Raw genomic sequence first — 16,482 nt, forward strand, 5'->3', positions numbered from 1 at the left:
CTCCTCCACGATCTGGCGCTCCGCGACCTTCTCGGCGATCCTCGCCACCAGCACCGCTTTCCGGGAGAGCAGCAGGGACTCCTCGCGCTCCACTTCTGCGAGCGCGGCGAACAAATCCCTCACCGCCGAACCGGTTCCCGCCATGTCATCCATACGTTCGATTCTACCCGAAAACACCAGTCAGAACAAGGAAAACTCACACGCTTGTGTGCCGACTTATGACAACCTTGCGCAACGCTTTTCACTGACTTATTCGAATATCAGCCCACGTAGTCGGGATCTCTCACCGGCAGCGACTTCGCGATCGCCTCGGAGGCGCCTTGCACCGGCGCCGTCGTGCCGACCCCGGGGTCGTAGCCGAGCCGGACGTACACCGGTCGGTCCACCGCCACCCACGTCTGCTCGGCTCGACCAGCCTCCTCGCCGACCCGCAACCACTTCACGGCGGGCAGATTCTGGACGGCGGCCACCTCTTGGAACGTGGCGTCCCGCCGCAGCTCGTCCGGGCGCGGGACGCCGCAGTGCAGCTCGACCAGCTCCCCCTTCGGGCCCCGCCACGCCGCCACGCCCATCGGAGCAGGATCGGCGAGCTTGGCCCGGGAGAACGGGCCGAGGCGCTCCGGAAGGCCGCCCAGCAGTTTCGCGCAGTCGGGGGAGCCCGCCTGCGGCGCCGGGACGTCGCCCAGCCGCACGACATCGTCCCGCTCGTCGTGCTGGATCCGCTTCGCCAGGACCAGCACCACCGCCAACAGCAGGAACGGGAGCACCGCGACGATCACCAAACGGGTGCGATTATCGAGCCTCATATCGAGCCAGGGTACAGTGCCTCAGGCACACCGATGGAGCATCATGACTGAACTATCCCCTCCGGCAAACCGGCTGACAGTTGCCGACATCGGCGAGTTCGAACTCATCGCCAAGATTGCCTACGGCCGCCCGCAGCCGGGCTCGACGCTGCTCGGCCCGGGAGACGACGCGGCGGTGTTCGCGATCGGCGGGGAACGGCTCGTTGTGTCCACCGACATGCTGGTCGAGGGCAGGCATTTCCGCCTCGACTGGTCCCCGCCCCGGATGATCGGGCGCAAGGTCATCGCGCAGAACGCCGCCGATGTGGCCGCGATGGGAGCGCGCCCCGTCGGGTTCCTCATCGGCCTCGCCTGCCCGAAGGACACCCCGGCCAGCTTCGTCGAGGAGTTGTACGAGGGGCTGTGGGAAGGCGCGCGAGACCTCGGCACCGCGCTCTCCGGCGGCGACCTCGTCGAGGCCGACCACATCCTGGTCGGCGGGACGGTCCTCGGCTCGATGGACGGGCTGACCCCGGTCACGCGGGGCGGGGCGGCGCCCGGCCAGGTGGTCGCGATCGCGGGCGAGCTGGGCTGCTCCGCGGCGGGCCAGGCCCTGATCGAGGCCGGAATCACGATCCAGTCCCTCGAGCAGCAGCTCGCGGGCTCCGGCGAGGAGGCGCAGCGCGCGGGCGCGCTCGTCGAGCTCATCGAACGGCACCAGGCTCCGCGCCCGCCGCTCCTGGAGGGCGGCGCGGCGGCCCGCGCGGGGGCGACCGCGATGATCGACATCTCGGACGGCCTGGTCGCCGACCTGCGGCATGTGGCGAAGGCTTCCAACGTCGGGATCCTCGTCGACGTCGACGCTCTCAACAGCCCGTGGCAGCTCGCCATCGCGGCGGAACGGCTCGGAGCCTCGGCGACGAGATGGCTGCTCTCCGGCGGCGAGGACCATGCGCTCGCGGCGGTCTTCCCCAGCGAGGAGGCCGTGCCGCAGTGGTGGACGCCGATCGGGCGGACCGTCCCGCTGGAGGAGGTCTGCGGGGGCAAGGGGCCGGAATGGGTGCGCCTGTCGGCAGGGGAAGCCGCCGAGCACATCGGCTGGCGCTCGTTCTAGTCCGATCACGGGCGGGCGTTGTCAGCCGGGTTCGGTACTGTGCCCCTATGACTGTGTACGCGCTCGGCGACCTCGTCCCAGACATCCATCCTGACGCGTTCGTGCACCCGGAAGCGGTGGTCATCGGCAACGTCGTGCTGGAGGCGCAGGCCTCGGTGTGGCCGACGGCGGTCTTGCGCGGCGACGCGGGGAAGATCGTGGTCGGCGCGCGCACGAGCGTGCAGGACGGCACGATCGTGCATTGCACCGCCATCCACGACACGATCATCGGGGAGGACTGCGTGGTCGGGCACAACGCCCATATCGAAGGCGCGGTCATCGGCCGCAACACGTTGATCGCCTCCGGGTCCGTGGTGCTCAACGGCTCGGTGGTCGAGGAGGGCTCGGTCGTCGGGGCGGGGGCAGTGGTCTCGCCGGGGGCGAAGATCCCCGCGCGTTCCCTTGCGCTGGGGGTCCCGGCGAAGGTGCGCGAGGGCCATCAGGTCCCCGAGGAGCACATCAAGCTCAACGTCGCGGCGTATTTGTACTACTCCCAGCAGCACCGCGAGGGTTTGCGGAGGCTCTCGTGAGCGCCCGGCCTTTGTCCGAGCTCCTCGATCCGGGCTGGGCGAAAGCATTGGCCCCGGTCGAAGGCCAGATCCACGCGATGGGCGACTTCCTGCGCGCGGAGCTCCAGGCCGGACGGTCGTATTTGCCGGAGGGCAAAAACGTGCTGCGCGCCTTCACCTACCCGTTCGACGAGGTGAAGGTCCTCATCGTCGGCCAAGACCCCTACCCGACGCCCGGCCACGCCATCGGGCTCTCGTTCGCGGTGGACGAGCATGTCAAGCCGCTGCCCAAGAGCCTGCAGAACATTTTCCAGGAGCTGGTCGCCGACCTCGGCGTGCCGCAGCCGAAGAACGGCTCGCTCATCCGGTGGGCGGAGCACGGCGTGCTCATGCTCAACAGGGTCCTCACCGTGCGCCCGGGGGAGCCCGCCTCGCACCGGGGCAAAGGCTGGGAGGCCGTCACCGAGCAGGCGATCCGGGCGCTCGGGGAGCGGGAGGCCCCGCTCGTCGCGGTCCTCTGGGGCAAGGACGCGGGCACCGCGAAACCGTTCCTGCCCGGCGTGCCGGTGATCGAGTCCGTGCATCCGTCGCCCTTGTCCGCGCACCGGGGCTTTTTCGGCTCGCGTCCGTTCAGCCGCGCGAACCAGCATCTCGTCGAGCTGGGCGGGGAGCCGGTGGATTGGGCGCTCTGAATCATCGGGACAGCTACCGGGACGCCGGTCTGTTCGACCGTTGGGCTCGGATCACGACCGAACGGCTCGCCCAGGCGCAGCCGCAGATCGACGCGGTGAACGTGTTCCCGGTCGCGGACCACGACACCGGGAGGAACATGCTCGCGACCATGCGCGCGGGCCTCGACGCGTTGTACGAGTTCCCCGATATCCCGTGGAACGCCGCCAACCTCGCGCAGACCCTGTTGCAGGGGGTGCTGAACGGTGCTCGGGGCAATTCCGGGATCATCCTGAGCCAGTTCTGGCGGGCGGTGGCAGAGACGATCACCAGGCGCGAGCTCGACGCCGCCGGATACGCCGAGGCGCTCGCCTTGTCGGTGGCCCTGATCGGGGAGGCCGTGGCCGATCCGGTCGAAGGCACGGCCTGGTCTGTGTTGCGGGCAGCAGCACAGCGGATCCAAGAGCTCGTGGCCGAGGGGCGCGCCGAGCTGTCCGAGGTGGCCGCTGCTGCGGTCGAAGCGGCCGCGTTGGCCGTGGCGCGCACGCCCGAGCAGCTGCCGACGCTCGCCGAGGCGAAAGTGGTGGACGCGGGCGGGCTCGGCGTCCTCTGCGTCCTCGACGCCCTCGCCGAGGCGGTGGAAGAGGAAAACCGCGCGAGAGAAGCGCAGGAGGCGTGGGAGCAGGAGGCGGCGGCCCCGGCCCAGGAGCCGATCCGGCCAGAAGTGCTCGCGATGCTGGCGAACATCGGCCCCGCAGACCCAGTTGCCGCGCCGAGGACAGCCGATGAGCCTGCCCACCGGCACGCACCTGCCCACCGGCGCGAGCCCGCGCCGCAGCACCACGAAGTCGAGCTGGAGCTGCTCGGCGTCGCCGACGAGGCCGCGGCCAGGCTGCGCTCGCGGCTCGCCGAGCTCGGCGACTCGGTTGTGGTCGCGGGCGACGGCGTGCGGCTCAAAGTCCATGTGCACACCGCAGACTCGGGAGCCGCCGTCTTGGCCGGGATCCACGCGGGCCAGGTCGTCGCCGCGCGGATCACGAATCTGCCGGAGCCTGCCGCGGCGCAGACGAGGGCCGTCCTCGCGCTCGCGGCGGGCGAAGGCCTGGCGGCCTTGTTCCAGGGAGCGGGGGCGCATGTGCTCGACATCGGCGCGGGCGTGTCCCCGAAGCGGCTGGCGGAGGCCGTGGTGGCGCTCGGGCTGGACGAGGTGTTCGTCCTGCCCAACGGGGCGCTCGACCAGCCGGGGCTGATCCGCGCCGCCTCGCAGATCCGCGCGAAGGGGCGGGCGGCCCGGTTTCTGCCGTGCGGGTCTGCGGTGCAAGGCCTCGCGGCGGTCGCGGTGCACGACCCCGGCCAGCCCCCGGGGGACGACGAGTACACGATGGCCTCGGCGGCCGCCGGAGCCCGGTGGGCGCGGTTGGTCGTCGCGCAGGAGGAGGCGTTCACCTGGGCCGGGAAATGCTCGGCGGGGGACTTCCTCGGCCTGGTCGGCGACGAGGTCGTGCTGGTCGCGGAGGAGCGGGCGCATGCCCTGGCGGACCTCGTTGACCTCATGCTGGCCTCGGGCGGCGAGCTGGTGACGGTCTTGGTCGGGCAGTTGGGGGACGGCTCGGTCGCGGACGGGATGGCCGAGCACATGCACAAACGCCACCCCGGGATCGAGCTCGTCGTCCTCGACGGCGGCCAGCCCGACGAGATCGCGCAGGTGGGGGTCGAATGAGCGGCTTGGTCTTCGCAGACCAGCTCGGGCCGGTGATCGGAGCCGCGAAAGCGGCCAAACTGGCCGAAGAGCTCGGGATCGCCACGGTCGGCGAGCTCGTGCGGCACTACCCGAGGGACTACGCCAGGCCGGGGCAGTTGCTGGGGGACCGGCTGGCGCAGGTCGGGGAGCACGTGACGCTCATCGCCGAAGTCCGCAAGAAGTCGGTCATACGGTTCAAGAACGACCCGAGCAAGCGGCGCATGGTGCTGTCCGTCTCGGACGGGATCAACGTGTACGAGGTGGTGTTCTTCAACCCGAAGAAATGGACGCAGGAGAAGCTGGAGGAGGGCCAGCGCTACATGTTCGACGGCGAGGTCTCGATGTACGCGAACAAGTTGCAGCTCGCCCACCCCGGTTTCATCCTGCTTCCGGACGAGGGGGCGGACGAGGAGGGCGCGGGGAAGATCACCGGCACCGGCCAGATCGCGGCGTACGCCCGCAGCGTCGACCCCGCGCTGCAGCTCGACCCGTCCGAATGGCGCTCCGAGCTCATGGCGGTGTATCCGGCGAGCAAGAACGTGTCCAGCTGGGACGTCCGCCGGTATGTCGAGACGGTGCTGGACCAGCTCGCCCCGGTGGCCGACCCGTTGACCGAGACGATGCGCGCCGAGCGCGGGTTCGTGGGCCTTGAGGAAGCGCTGCGGACCATCCACACCCCGGAGTCGCAGGACCAGGTGGGCCTCGCGAAGGACCGGCTGCGTTTCGACGAGGCTCTCGCGGTGCAGCTCGCCTTCGCGAAACGGCGGGCGGCGCTCGCGAACGCCAAAGCGCTCGCCTGCCTGCCGCTGCCCGGCGGGAAGGTCGCCAAGTTCGAGGACCGGCTCCCGTTCCAGCTCACCGAGGACCAGCGGGCGGCGCGGGACGAGATCGACGCGGACCTCGCCAAAGCCGTTCCGATGAGCCGCCTCCTGCACGGCGAGGTCGGCTCGGGAAAGACAGTGGTGAGCCTGCTCGCGATGCTCCGGGCGGTGGACGCGGGCTCCCAATGCGCGATGCTCGCGCCCACCGAGGTGCTCGCCGCCCAGCATCATGCGACCCTGCGCAAGCTCCTCGGGCCGCTCGGCCGGGGCGGCGAGCTCGACGGCGACCCCGACGGGCTGAAAATCGTGCTGCTCACCGGCTCGATGGGGGCGGCGGCGAGGAAAGCGGCCCTCGCGCAGGCGGCGAGCGGGGAGGCGAGCATCGTGGTGGGCACGCACGCGCTCCTCTCGGAGAAAGTCGTGTTCGCCGACCTCGGGCTTTTGGTGGTGGACGAGCAGCACCGCTTCGGGGTGGACCAGCGCGACGCGCTGCGGGGGCGCGGCGTGGCCGGGCGGCTGCCGCACCTGTTGGTCATGACCGCGACGCCGATCCCTCGGACGGTCGCGATGACCGTGTTCGGCGAGCTCGAGGTCTCCACGATCAAGCATCTGCCGAAGAACCGGGCCGGGATCAGCTCGTCGGTGGTGGACGAGAAGCGGAAGCCGGACTGGGTGCACCGCGTCTGGGAGCGGATGCGCGAGGAGGCCTCGGCGGGCAGGCAGGCGTATATCGTGTGCGCGCGGATCCAGGACAAAGAGAAAGAGGGAGAGAAAAAGCCCGCGAAGCCCAAACCTCAGCCGAAAGCCGCAGAGAAGGGCCCGCCCCCGCCACGGGCCGTGGTGGACGTGTTCGCGGAGCTTTCCGCGGGCCCGCTCGCGGGCCTGCGGCTCGGGCTCATGCACGGCGGGCTCCCGTCAGCGGAGAAGGACAAGGCCATGGCGGCTTTCGCGTCGGGCGAGACGCAGGTGCTCGTGTCGACCACGGTGATCGAGGTGGGCGTGGACGTGCCGAACTCCACCATGATGGTGATCGTCGACGCGGACCGGTTCGGCATCAGCCAGCTGCACCAGCTGCGCGGCCGGGTCGGACGGGGCGAGCACCCAGGGCTGTGCATCTTCATCACGCGGGCGGGCGGAGCGGCCCTCGACCGTCTGCAGAGCGTGGCGGCCTGCATGGACGGGTTCGAGCTCGCGGAGCTGGACTTGAAGATCCGTGGCGAGGGCGATGTCATCGGCGCGGCGCAGTCCGGGCGCTCGCGCTCGCTGCGGTTGCTGTCGGTGACCAGGGACGAGGAGATCATCGCCGACGCCAGGGACGTGGCGGACGCGTTGGCGCGGGGCGAAGGAGGGGAGGCGTTGTTGGCGGAGGCCCTCGACTCGGTCCTCACCGAGGTGGAAGCGGGGTATCTGGAGAAATGGTGAGGAGTGCGACGAAATCCGCGCGGCACAGGCTGCCCGGGTACGCGGCGGTGTTCGCGGTGCTCGCCGTGGCCGTGGCGGTCCAGCTGCACTGGAGCCGCATCGAGGAGGCCTTCGGCTTCGGCGGGCCGAGCGCGGCGCAGGCCGCGCAGCAGCTCGGCGTGCGCGTCGTCGACGCGCGCCAGCATGCGAGGGACTACCGGCGCGGCGCGTTCGGCGAGGCGTGGACCGACGACACCGACGCGCCGTCGGGGCACAACGGCTGCGACACCAGGGACGACGTGCTGGACCGGGATCTGACGCATAAGCAATACGTGTCCACCCGACGATGCCCGCAGGCCGTCGCGAGCGGCGACCTGCACGACCCGTACACGGGGCAGTGGGTGCATTTCCAACGCGGCAAGGACTCCAGCGCCAAGGTCCAGATCGACCATATCGTGCCGTTGGCGTACGCCTGGGACATGGGGGCGCGGAGTTGGACTCCTGACCTGCGCAAGAGGTTCGCGAACGACCCGGCGAACCTCCTCGCGGTGGACGGGAACGCGAACGAGGACAAAGGCGATCAGCCGCCGGGGCAGTGGATGCCGAAGGAAGCGGCTTTCCACTGCTCGTACGTGCGGCAGTTCGCCGCCGTCGCGCAGGCCTACGACGTCGCGGTCGACGCCAGGTCCGCGAAGACCATCGCGCAGACGTTGCAGGACTGCCCTGTAGTTTGACCGGAGTGGTTTGACCAGCGGGGGCAATCCTTCAGAGGTCGACCGTCAGCCGGTCGCCCTCGGCCCGGTCCGAGCACAGCAGCATGGTCCCCGGCTCGTCCAGGAACTGGGACCGGCCGCGGCGTTCGACCGTGCCGTCCACGACGCGGACCCGGCAGGTGCCGCAGAAGCCCTGCTGGCAGGAGTACGCCACGTCCGGGAGCCGTTGGCGCACGGCTGCGAGTGCCGAGGCCGTGGCTTCCACAGCGATGTCTTCGCCGGTCGAGGCCAGTCGGACAGTGAAAGGGGAGCCTCCGACCACTGGCGGCGCGGAGAACCGTTCGAAGTGGAACCCTGCGCTCGAGCGCCGATCGACCGCCGCTCGGACTTCGGCGAGCATGCCCGGCGGGCCGCAGAAATAGACCGATGTCGAGGCCCCGGCATGTCGGAGCAGCTCGTCCGCGCCCGAGCGCCCGACGCGGGTTTCGACCCGTTCGGGGCCGAGCGCCTCCAGTTCTGCGAGGAACGGCAGCGATGCTTTGCCGCGCCCCACGTACACGAGCCGCCAGTCGATCCGGTTGGCCGCGGCGGCGCGGACCATGGGCAGGATCGCGGTGATCCCGATGCCGCCCGCGATGAAGAGGATGGAGCTGATGTCCGCGCGGGCCAGGTGCGGATAGGCGAACGGGAAGCCGTTGCGGGGCCCCCGAATGACGAGTTCCGTGCCCTCGCGCACGTCGCGATGGATCTCGCCCGAACCTTGCCCGCCGGGGACGAGCCGCACCGCGACGCGGTATTCGCGCCGGTCTGCTGGATCCCCGCAGAGCGAGTACTGGCGCATCGTGCCCGAGGGCAAAACGATGTCGACATGCGCGCCAGGCGACCACGGCGGCAGCGCCGCCCGGTTCCGCGCGACGAGGCTGAGTCCGATCGCGCCTTCGGCCTCGTCCCGCCGTTGGCCGACGACGAGACGAAGGTCGCGGTCGACGCGGCGGGCCGGACGCGGCGGTTTGCTGGTGGCGGCGCTCTCGTAACCTCCGATGAGGAAGCGCGCGAAACGCATCAGCGGGTCCGGGCGGCCAGGACGGCGAAGGGAGTCCGGAACCTGGAGCGCGGCGCGCGCGGCGGCTTCGCTCATCGGGCCGCTTCCCTGACCGCGGGAGAGGAGGCAAGGTAGCTGACGGCTTGGCTGGTCGACCCGTAGTCGCGGGGATGGTAGCCGGGTTTGAAGTACTGGACGAACATCCTTCCGAGGCTGCTCGGCGACGGCATCAGGCCCGCGCGGTACGTGGCGCGGATGTCGCGGAGCCTGATCCGCCGTTGGGACGGCAAGAGCTCGGGGTCGACCGCCATCAGATCGCGGGTGCCCCGGGCCCAGAGGACGACCAGCGCAGGGGCGGCGAGCAGCCAGGCGCGGACCCTGCGGACATAGCTGCCGTCCAGGTGGGTGAACAGGTCGAACGCGACGTGGCGATGTTCGACCTCCTCGGCGAGGTGCCAGCGGACGAGGTCGAGCACGCGCGGCTCGAGGGTGTCGTCCCACGCCCGCGCGTTCAAGCCCCAGTCGCCAAGGTAGGACGTGAAATGCTCGACCGCGGCGATGACGGCGACCCGCTCGATGAGCCACGCACGGGCCTGCTCGCCCTGCAGGTCCCGGTTGCCGAGCAGTTTGCGGAAGAACCAGCGCGCTTGGTCAATGAAGGGCTCCATGTCGAGTCCTTCGCGCTGCAGGTGGTCGACCAGCGACTGGTGCGCGCTGGAGTGCGTGGCCTCTTGGCCGATGAACCCGACGACGTCCTCGCGGACCTGGTCGTCTTCGACGAGCGGGAGTGCTTGGCGGAAGACGTCGACGAAGAACACCTCGCCCTCGGGCAGCAGCATGTTGAGGCCGTTCGCCCAGTGCGTCACGAACGGGCTGCCCGCGAAGTAGTGCATGGGCAGGTCGGTCCAGTCCCACGAGACGTCGCGGGCGTGCAGCGCCACTTGCCGGGGGTCGTGCGGGCCTGGTTCGACGTGCCCGAACGCAAGCGGGTCGGCGGGGCGGATTTGGTGGGTGGTCATAGCGGGTGCTCCTTCGGACTGGTTCGATGGGATCGGTCAGTGCTTCGGGCGTGCTGGCTGGTGCTGTCGGACCCAATCGGCCACGAGAGCGGCGATGGGGCCGGGGTTGTACGCCGGGGTCCAGTGGCCGCCATCCACGATTTCGACCCTGTGGCGCGTGACGCCTGGATGCGGGTCGAGCTGCGTCAGCACGGGGACGAAGAGGTCGCGCCGCGCCGCCACGATCTGGACCGGGACATCCGTGCCCGCGCGTTGCGGGCGCAAAAGCCGGGGGAACACGTTGGCGTTGTAGAGCTTCAAAGCGGCGCGGTTGGCCCGAGCTTGTCCTTCTCGCCCGGGCGGCTTCGAGCCCGCTTCGAGCTTCTCTGCGAATGAGATGACCGCGTCCACCAGGCCGAGCCTGCACGACAATGCGCCAAGCACGGGGATTTGGAACGCGGTCATATAGATCGGGGTCTTCCACGCCGCGAAGAGTTTTCGCCAGCCTTGCGGTCCTTCGACGAGCCGGGCGCGCGCCCATACGGGCAGATGGTCCAAACAGGCGCCCGAGATCGACGTGAACGAGACGACGCCGTGCTGCTCGGGGCCGGTCACCAGGTGCCACCCTTGGATCGAGCCCCAGTCGTGGCCCACCAGATGGATGGGACGGCCCGGCGCGACGGCTTCGGCGACCTCGCGGAGATCGGCGGCGAGCTGGTCCAGCCGGTACGCGGACGTGCGCGCAGGCCGATCCGAGGCTCCGGAGCCCCGGGTGTCGAGGACGACCACATGGTGGTCCTGCTCAAGTGCGGCGGCGACGCCGTCCCAGCAGTGGTGGTCGTCGGGGAACCCGTGCACGAGCAGCACTGTCGGGTTGTCCGGGTTGCCGGACTCGTGGACCGCCAGCCGTGCCCCGTCGGTCGCGACGACCGTCCTGCGACGTGGTCGTCCGGGGCGGCGCGTCATCGTTCCGCCGAGGGCTGCTTCGTCGGAAGTTCGCGCCTCGTGCATCGGTGGCTCCTCGCTCGGCAGAGTCCAGACAGACCGTCCAGACAGACCGTCCAGACTGATCGTTCTAGAACGATCAGTCTGGACTCTACGGCGCGGAGGCCCGACAGTCAAGGGGTCAGGCGGGGTCTTTGAAATACGCGAGCTGGTGGGTCGTGGCGAGGAGGGCCCCGCTCTGGCTCCAGAGCTGCCCGTGGTGGTCGAAATGCCCGTGGCCGAAGCGCGCGGTCCGCGCGGTCCCCAGCAGGTAGCCGTCGCCGTGCTCGGCCAGCTCGGCAGGGGAGGCGTGGTAGTACACGGTCAACGAGATGGTGCCCGCGGGCAGGTACGAGCCTCGGCGCAGGAACACCCTGGGGTAGAACGAGTCGGCGAGCGCCGTGAGCGCCGGGTAGTCCAGTGGCCGGGGCGGGGCGTCGCGGATCCACTGGGTGGTCGTCGAGTCGTCCGAGGGCTTCAGGTCGGCGAAGTCCAGCGACCCGGCGACGAAGCGCTTCTCGTAGTTGTTGGCCCAGGCGATGAAGTCGGGGAAGGCGGAGTCCGGGTAGTCGCCGGGCCCGCCCGCGACAGGCGGCCGCGCCTCGGTGTCGTGCCAGGTGTCGCGGACGAGGCCGAAGACGGCTGTGCCCGATGCGACGACAGCGCCGTTCTGGACGGCGTTGAAGGTCCAGTGCTGGTTCGTCCGGTTCGTCCGAAGCGGCTGGGCCGCCACGGTCCACTCGCCCTCGGCGATGGGGGCGAGGTAGTTGATCGTGAGCGCGAGAGGGGCGCCCTGCGCCTCGGGGTGCTGCTGCAACGCGTTGACGACGGTCGCGGCGGTGGCTCCGCCGAAGGGTCCGACCATGTTGTTGTAGGCGGGGTGGGTGCGCGCCGCGAAATTCTGCGAATCGACCGGGGAGACGGCGATTGTCTCGTCGAACACGTGGGACATCTTCGGCTTCTGGCCTTTCTCGGGAATAGAACGATCGGTCACCTTGAGGTATGCTAGATCTTATGGGCCTGAGAACGCAAGGCGACAGGGGGGCGAGCCCCGATGTCCGACAGCGCCTGCTGACAGGCGCCGTGGCGCTTATGCGCCAACGCGGGGTGGACGGGTTCGGCATGGCGGAGCTGTTGGAGAAGAGCGCCGCCGCGCGTGGCTCGGCGTACCAGCACTTCCCCCAGGGCAAGCAACAGCTCCTCGCCGCAGCGGCGGCGGAGGCGGTCACGGAGATGACAGCGATGATTCAACATCTTGTGGAGACAAAATCGCCGGGTGAGATGGTCGTGGCGCTCATGGATTGGTGGAAGCGCCTGCTGCAGAAGACCGACTACGCCTACGGCTGCCCCGTCGTGGCGGCGAGCCTTGGCGCGCAGAACTATCCAGAAGCGGGCGAGGCGGCGGCAGCGGGATTCCAGCGGTTCTCCGGTTTGTTCGCCGCCGCGTTGCAGCAGCACGGTTTCGCGGCAGACCGGGCCGCCGCGCTCGGCAGTCTTGCCCTCAGCGCGATCGAAGGGGCCATCATCCAGGCCCGCAGCCTTCGCTCGACAGAGCCGCTCGACGTGGTCGCGGATCATTTCCGGATCCTTTTCCGGGAGGGCTCGGCCTAGCGCTCCGAGGCGGCGACGAGTTCGCGGTCCACGGGCTGCCGAGCCTGCTCGGCGGCATGGGCGTGGTGTTGGCGCAGGCTGTCGCACGCCGCCGTCGCGGGCAGGTCGGCCGCCAACGCCTCCTCCGGCGAGTCCAGTGTGCTGCGCAGCGGAACTTCTTTGATGAAGAGCGCCGCGACGAAGGCGATCGCCACGACGGGGACGAGGTAGAGGAAGACCGGGGTCATCGCCGTGTTGAAGGCGTGGACGACCGCGTCGTGCAACGCCGGGTGCGCCGCTTTCAGGTGGTTGACCAGCTCGGGCTGCAAGGCGCTCATCGACGGGCCGAGCGCGTCGAGGTCCTGTCGGGGGACGGTTGCGAGCCGCTCGTGCATCTGGTCGCCGAGCCGGTGCACGAAGATGCTGCCGACCAGCGAGGCCCCGAGGGACATGCCGATCTGCCGGAAGAAGTTGTACGCCGCCGTGGCGGTGCCGGTCTTGGCGGGCGGGAAGGAGTTCTGCACCACGAGCACCAGGGTCTGCATGCACATGCCAAGACCCACGCCGAGCACCGCTTGGAACAGGACGAGGAGCCCGTTCGGGGTGTCCGCCTTCATCGTCGAGAGCAGGCAGAGGCCGAGCGCGATGACCGGGGTCCCAAGGACTGGCAGTATTTTGTAGCGCCCGGTCTTGGTCGTGATCGTGCCGCAGACCGTCGAGCTGAGCATCATGCCGAGCATCATCGGGATCATGAGCAGGCCCGACTTCGTGGTGGACAGCCCGGTGACCATCTGCAGGTAGGTCGGCAGGTACGCCGAGGCCCCGAACATGGAGACTCCGACGACCAGCCCGGCTGCGGTGGCGAGGGTGAAGTTCCTGGTCGCGAACATCCCCATCGGGATGATCGGCTGCTCGGCGCGCAGCTCCACGAGCACGAAGACGACGGCGAGGACGGCTGTCGCGGCCAAGAGCCCGAGGACGGTGGTCGAGCCCCATGAGTAGTCCGGCTGCCCGCCGAGGGAGGTGGCGAGGACGAGGCAGGAGACGGAGGCGGCCATGGCGAGCATTCCGGCGACATCGACCCGGATCCGCTCGGCCCGGCGCGCGGGCAGTTTGAGGAAGAGCACGGCGGCGAGGACGGCGAACCCGCCGAGCGGGAGGTTCATCCAGAACGCCCAACGCCAGCCGGGGCCCTCGGTGAACCATCCGCCGAGCAGCGGGCCGAGCACCGAGGCGATAGCGAAGATCCCGCCCATCACGCCCATGTACTTCCCTCGCTGTCGGGGCGGGACGACGTCGGCGATGATGGCCTGCGAGAGGATCATGAGCCCGCCGCCGCCGAGGCCCTGCACCGCCCGTCCGACAATGAGCTGGCCCATGGTGTGGGCGAGTCCGCCGATCACCGAGCCCGCGAGGAAGACGCCGATCGCCCCGAGATAGAGGGGTTTGCGGCCGACCACGTCGGAGAATTTGCCGTAGACGGGCATCATGACGGTGGAGGCCAGCATGTACGCGGCGGCGATCCACATCTGGTGCTCCACGCCGTGCAGCTCGCCGACGATGGTGGGCTGGGCGGTGGAGAAGATCATCTGGTCCAGCGCGGCGAGCAGCATGGTGGCCGTGACGGCGGCGAAGATGGGGCCGACTCCGGCCTTCGTCGGCTCGGCGATGGGCGGCCGGGTTGTCTGGCTCATGGGTTCCCTCCGGGTGTTTCGTACGAGTCTGGGCTGTCGAGGAATTCTGCGCAAAGCGTTTTATGCAGCGCGAGGCTGTCGGCGAGGTGCTCGCGCATCGGTCGCCGGTTGCCCGAGGCCGCCCATTCCTGCCAGGCGTGCCGGGTGATCGCCATGGCGAAGCCGACGAAGAGCCTGGCCTTGGACAGCGCTTCGGCCTCGCTGTGCTCGGGGCGCAATTGGCGGAGCTTCTGTGCGCACAGCGCGGCGAGCTCCTCGCCGAGCTGGTGCACATACGCGAATCGCAATCCGGCCAGGTGCGGGTTCGCCCGGAAGACTTCGAGCATGCGCTGGGCGTGCGCCTGGGTGCGTCCTTCGGCCTGGGTGGCGAAGGAGTCGACCAGCGGGCGGAACGGGTCGGTGGTCTGCGGCGCGAGGTAGGCCTCGGCCCAGGCGGGGTCCGGCCCCTGGGTGGGGATCCCGAGGATGGCCCCGTCTTTGGAGCCCCAGTAGTTGAAGACTGTCTTGGGCGAGACCTCGGCGGCCTCGGCGATGTGCGCCACGGTCACGGCGTCGTGGCCGTGCTCGGCGACGAGGCGCACGGCCGCCTCGTGGATCTGCGCTGCGCAGGCGGCCCGCTTGCGCTCGCGCAGCCCGAGCTGCTGGGCCTGGATCGTGCTCATGGAGCAAAGATACACTTTATGTAAAATTACGTCAAATAGAATTATTGCGCGCCGGGCAGGGCCGCCCTCGGCCCGAAGAGCGCGTAGACCGCGTCGACGATGGCGGGTTCGACGCCCGTGACGCTGTTGCCGTCTTCGATGGTCGTGGTGATGAGCTCGTTGAGGCCGCCGAGGAGGATGAGCGCGGTCTCCGGGCGGACGGGCGCGATCCCCATCTCGCGCAGGCGGGGGTCGTCGGTCAGGCCTTGGAAGATCTGGATCATGGTCTCGTTGTTCTGCCGTCGGAGCTGGCGGCCGCGTTGCCCGAGGCCGGGCAGCTCGCGGATCACGCTGACGAAGATGGCGGCGTTCTCCTCGATGGCCGCGATCCAGGCCCGCACGCCCTGGCGGATCTGCTCGACGGGATGCGCGGCGGGGTCGACCGACTGGGCGATCCGTTCGCCGAGGCGTCCGTTCGCGATGCGCAGGAATTCGAGGTAGCACGCCTCCTTGCTCTCGAAGTGCTCGTAAAACGTGCGCCGGGACGTCGCGGCCCGGCTGACGATGTCGGCGACGGTGGTGTTGAGCAGTCCGCGTTCGACGACGGATTGCTCGAGCGCGCCCAGCAGCCGTTGCCGGACGGGCTCCTCGTCGCGGGCGCTGGGCTGCGGGTCGTCGGACAACTGCGGCCTCCTCGCGGCCTCGGGGACCGTCGATGCTAGCACGTCCCTGGCGGCCCCCCGTCTTCGCGAGATGTGTGGTTGACATCACCAAGGCCTGATGGTACTGTCAAGTACCACCAGGTCATTGGCATACGACGAGAGGGCGGACGATGGAACCATATGGCGGAGCGGCGGGGCCCGAGCGGATCAAGACGCGGCGGATCAAGTTCCACTATCCAGCAGGCTCGCTCGAGCGCCATTACGTCCAGGGCGACCTCGTGATGAGCCATTTGGTGGCTTCGTTGTCGGCGGTCTTCCCCGAGGGGGAGGAGTTCTTCGTCCGGTCGGTTCGCCGCTTCGCCGACCAGGTTGTCGACCCCGCGCTCAAGCAGCAGGTGGGCGGCTTCATCGGCCAAGAGGTGACCCACGGGCGCGAGCACCGGGAGCTCAACGACCGGCTGCAACAGATGGGCTACCCCACGCACGGCGTCGACCGCATGGTCCGCCGGGGGATGAAGCTGTACGAAAAAGTGTTCACGGCGCGGTTCTGCTTGGCGATCACCGCCGCTTTGGAGCATTACACCGCCGTTCTGGCGGAGACGATCCTGACGGACGAGAGGGCGCAGGAGATGCTCGGCCACACCGAGGTCCGCCGCATGCTGCTGTGGCACGCCTATGAGGAGTCCGAGCACCGTTCGGTGGCGTTCGACGTGATGCGCTTGGTCGGGACGAGCGAGCGCACGCGGGTGCGCGCGATGCGGTTCATCACGGTCGGGTTTGTCGGCGGCACCTTCATGCGCACGGCGTTGAGCCTGGCCAGGGACCGGTCCGCCTACAACCCGCGCAGGCTGGCCGCCAGCATCGCCAACCTGCGAAGGTCCCCGTTCTTCAGCCCGGACGTGGTCGCGCGGATCAAGTCCTACACGCGGCCGGGGTTCCACCCGGACGACCATGGCAACGCCGAGCTGCTCCAGCATTGGGGCGCCGAGCTGTTCGGAAGCGAAGGCGTGCTGGCGGGCAACCTCCGCTGAACCGGCCGCCGCGCGGCCTGTCGTCGGTATTCTGGGTTCAGAAGTCGA

At 69.5% G+C, this 16,482-nt stretch carries 16 protein-coding genes; 8 read left to right on the forward strand and 8 right to left on the reverse strand.

Translation table 11 applies throughout. The features are described 5' to 3' along the window. Nucleotides 1–260 precede the first annotated feature (260 nt). Nucleotides 261–806, reverse strand: a complete 546-nt coding sequence (locus tag ACRC20_RS07220) for a DUF3515 domain-containing protein (RefSeq protein ID WP_438685683.1) — start codon at nucleotides 804–806, stop codon at nucleotides 261–263. Between the two features lie 43 nt (nucleotides 807–849). On the opposite strand from ACRC20_RS07220, the gene ACRC20_RS07225 reads away from it, so the two are divergent. Genes ACRC20_RS07225 through ACRC20_RS07250 form a run of 6 tightly spaced genes read left to right on the forward strand, consistent with a single transcriptional unit; the run spans nucleotide 850 to nucleotide 7,813 of the window. Next, on the forward strand, nucleotides 850–1,899 hold the full coding sequence (locus tag ACRC20_RS07225; protein WP_438685684.1) for a thiamine-phosphate kinase: 1,050 nt from the start codon (nucleotides 850–852) through the stop codon (nucleotides 1,897–1,899). Between the two features lie 47 nt (nucleotides 1,900–1,946). Continuing rightward, on the forward strand, nucleotides 1,947–2,468 hold the full coding sequence (locus ACRC20_RS07230) for a gamma carbonic anhydrase family protein (protein ID WP_438685685.1): 522 nt from the start codon (nucleotides 1,947–1,949) through the stop codon (nucleotides 2,466–2,468). Then, nucleotides 2,465–3,139 carry a uracil-DNA glycosylase gene (locus ACRC20_RS07235; protein ID WP_438685686.1) on the forward strand — a complete coding sequence of 225 codons (675 nt, stop codon included), beginning with the start codon at nucleotides 2,465–2,467 and terminating at the stop codon, nucleotides 3,137–3,139. The genes ACRC20_RS07230 and ACRC20_RS07235 overlap by 4 nt, the downstream gene beginning before the upstream one ends. Beyond that, on the forward strand, nucleotides 3,127–4,836 hold the full coding sequence (locus ACRC20_RS07240; protein ID WP_438685687.1) for a DAK2 domain-containing protein: 1,710 nt from the start codon (nucleotides 3,127–3,129) through the stop codon (nucleotides 4,834–4,836). Before ACRC20_RS07235 ends, ACRC20_RS07240 begins: the two co-directional genes overlap by 13 nt. After that, nucleotides 4,833–7,100 carry an ATP-dependent DNA helicase RecG gene (locus ACRC20_RS07245; RefSeq protein WP_438685688.1) on the forward strand — a complete coding sequence of 756 codons (2,268 nt, stop codon included), beginning with the start codon at nucleotides 4,833–4,835 and terminating at the stop codon, nucleotides 7,098–7,100. The genes ACRC20_RS07240 and ACRC20_RS07245 overlap by 4 nt, the downstream gene beginning before the upstream one ends. Then, the gene (locus ACRC20_RS07250) at nucleotides 7,097–7,813 is read left to right on the forward strand and encodes an HNH endonuclease family protein (protein ID WP_438685689.1); all 717 of its coding nucleotides are present in this window, start codon (nucleotides 7,097–7,099) and stop codon (nucleotides 7,811–7,813) included. Before ACRC20_RS07245 ends, ACRC20_RS07250 begins: the two co-directional genes overlap by 4 nt. Before the next feature lie 31 nt (nucleotides 7,814–7,844). On the opposite strand, the gene ACRC20_RS07255 is transcribed toward ACRC20_RS07250, so the two are convergent. The 4 genes from ACRC20_RS07255 to ACRC20_RS07270 form a co-directional block, all read right to left on the reverse strand. Beyond that, nucleotides 7,845–8,930 (reverse strand): PDR/VanB family oxidoreductase, encoded by a 1,086-nt coding sequence (locus ACRC20_RS07255; RefSeq protein ID WP_438685690.1) that lies wholly within the window; start codon nucleotides 8,928–8,930, stop codon nucleotides 7,845–7,847. Continuing rightward, nucleotides 8,927–9,853, reverse strand: a complete 927-nt coding sequence (locus ACRC20_RS07260; RefSeq protein ID WP_438685691.1) for a metal-dependent hydrolase — start codon at nucleotides 9,851–9,853, stop codon at nucleotides 8,927–8,929. The genes ACRC20_RS07255 and ACRC20_RS07260 overlap by 4 nt, the downstream gene beginning before the upstream one ends. A gap of 36 nt (nucleotides 9,854–9,889) precedes the next feature. Next, entirely contained in the window at nucleotides 9,890–10,843 is a 954-nt protein-coding gene (locus ACRC20_RS07265; RefSeq protein ID WP_438685692.1) for an alpha/beta fold hydrolase, read from the reverse strand. 115 nt (nucleotides 10,844–10,958) lie between these two features. Further along, the gene (locus ACRC20_RS07270; protein WP_438685737.1) at nucleotides 10,959–11,768 is read right to left on the reverse strand and encodes an acyl-CoA thioesterase; all 810 of its coding nucleotides are present in this window, start codon (nucleotides 11,766–11,768) and stop codon (nucleotides 10,959–10,961) included. Nucleotides 11,769–11,830: 62 nt separating this feature from the next. Here ACRC20_RS07270 and ACRC20_RS07275 point away from each other — a divergent pair, with 62 nt between their 5' ends. Continuing rightward, the gene (locus ACRC20_RS07275) at nucleotides 11,831–12,427 is read left to right on the forward strand and encodes a TetR/AcrR family transcriptional regulator (RefSeq protein ID WP_438685693.1); all 597 of its coding nucleotides are present in this window, start codon (nucleotides 11,831–11,833) and stop codon (nucleotides 12,425–12,427) included. On the opposite strand, the gene ACRC20_RS07280 is transcribed toward ACRC20_RS07275, so the two are convergent. From ACRC20_RS07280 to ACRC20_RS07290, 3 genes are read right to left on the reverse strand one after another with little or no spacing between them, the layout of a single operon-like run. Further along, nucleotides 12,424–14,100, reverse strand: coding sequence for an MDR family MFS transporter (locus tag ACRC20_RS07280; RefSeq protein ID WP_438685694.1), 1,677 nt, complete (start codon nucleotides 14,098–14,100; stop codon nucleotides 12,424–12,426). The genes ACRC20_RS07275 and ACRC20_RS07280 overlap by 4 nt on opposite strands. Beyond that, complete coding sequence (locus ACRC20_RS07285) at nucleotides 14,097–14,762, reverse strand: TetR/AcrR family transcriptional regulator (RefSeq protein WP_438685695.1); 666 nt, start codon at nucleotides 14,760–14,762, stop codon at nucleotides 14,097–14,099. The genes ACRC20_RS07280 and ACRC20_RS07285 overlap by 4 nt, the downstream gene beginning before the upstream one ends. A 41-nt stretch (nucleotides 14,763–14,803) precedes the next feature. Continuing rightward, entirely contained in the window at nucleotides 14,804–15,424 is a 621-nt protein-coding gene (locus ACRC20_RS07290) for a TetR/AcrR family transcriptional regulator (RefSeq protein WP_438685696.1), read from the reverse strand. A gap of 149 nt (nucleotides 15,425–15,573) precedes the next feature. Here ACRC20_RS07290 and ACRC20_RS07295 point away from each other — a divergent pair, with 149 nt between their 5' ends. Next, nucleotides 15,574–16,434: a metal-dependent hydrolase gene (locus ACRC20_RS07295; protein WP_438685697.1), complete on the forward strand. Its 861-nt coding sequence runs from the start codon at nucleotides 15,574–15,576 to the stop codon at nucleotides 16,432–16,434. Nucleotides 16,435–16,482: the final 48 nt, after the last annotated feature.

This window comes from Segniliparus sp., from assembly GCF_051660745.1.
GTDB lineage: Bacteria > Actinomycetota > Actinomycetes > Mycobacteriales > Mycobacteriaceae > Segniliparus.

Bases quoted from the DNA above. Each gene is read 5' to 3' on its own strand.
- ACRC20_RS07220 (WP_438685683.1), bottom strand. From the start codon at position 806: ATGAGGCTCGATAATCGCACCCGTTTGGTGATCGTCGCGGTGCTCCCG.
- ACRC20_RS07225 (WP_438685684.1), top strand. From the start codon at position 850: ATGACTGAACTATCCCCTCCGGCAAACCGGCTGACAGTTGCCGACATC.
- ACRC20_RS07230 (WP_438685685.1), top strand. From the start codon at position 1,947: ATGACTGTGTACGCGCTCGGCGACCTCGTCCCAGACATCCATCCTGAC.
- ACRC20_RS07245 (WP_438685688.1), top strand. From the start codon at position 4,833: ATGAGCGGCTTGGTCTTCGCAGACCAGCTCGGGCCGGTGATCGGAGCC.
- ACRC20_RS07255 (WP_438685690.1), bottom strand. From the start codon at position 8,930: ATGAGCGAAGCCGCCGCGCGCGCCGCGCTCCAGGTTCCGGACTCCCTT.
- ACRC20_RS07260 (WP_438685691.1), bottom strand. From the start codon at position 9,853: ATGACCACCCACCAAATCCGCCCCGCCGACCCGCTTGCGTTCGGGCAC.
- ACRC20_RS07265 (WP_438685692.1), bottom strand. From the start codon at position 10,843: ATGCACGAGGCGCGAACTTCCGACGAAGCAGCCCTCGGCGGAACGATG.
- ACRC20_RS07270 (WP_438685737.1), bottom strand. From the start codon at position 11,768: ATGTCCCACGTGTTCGACGAGACAATCGCCGTCTCCCCGGTCGATTCG.
- ACRC20_RS07275 (WP_438685693.1), top strand. From the start codon at position 11,831: ATGGGCCTGAGAACGCAAGGCGACAGGGGGGCGAGCCCCGATGTCCGA.
- ACRC20_RS07280 (WP_438685694.1), bottom strand. From the start codon at position 14,100: ATGAGCCAGACAACCCGGCCGCCCATCGCCGAGCCGACGAAGGCCGGA.
- ACRC20_RS07285 (WP_438685695.1), bottom strand. From the start codon at position 14,762: ATGAGCACGATCCAGGCCCAGCAGCTCGGGCTGCGCGAGCGCAAGCGG.
- ACRC20_RS07295 (WP_438685697.1), top strand. From the start codon at position 15,574: ATGGAACCATATGGCGGAGCGGCGGGGCCCGAGCGGATCAAGACGCGG.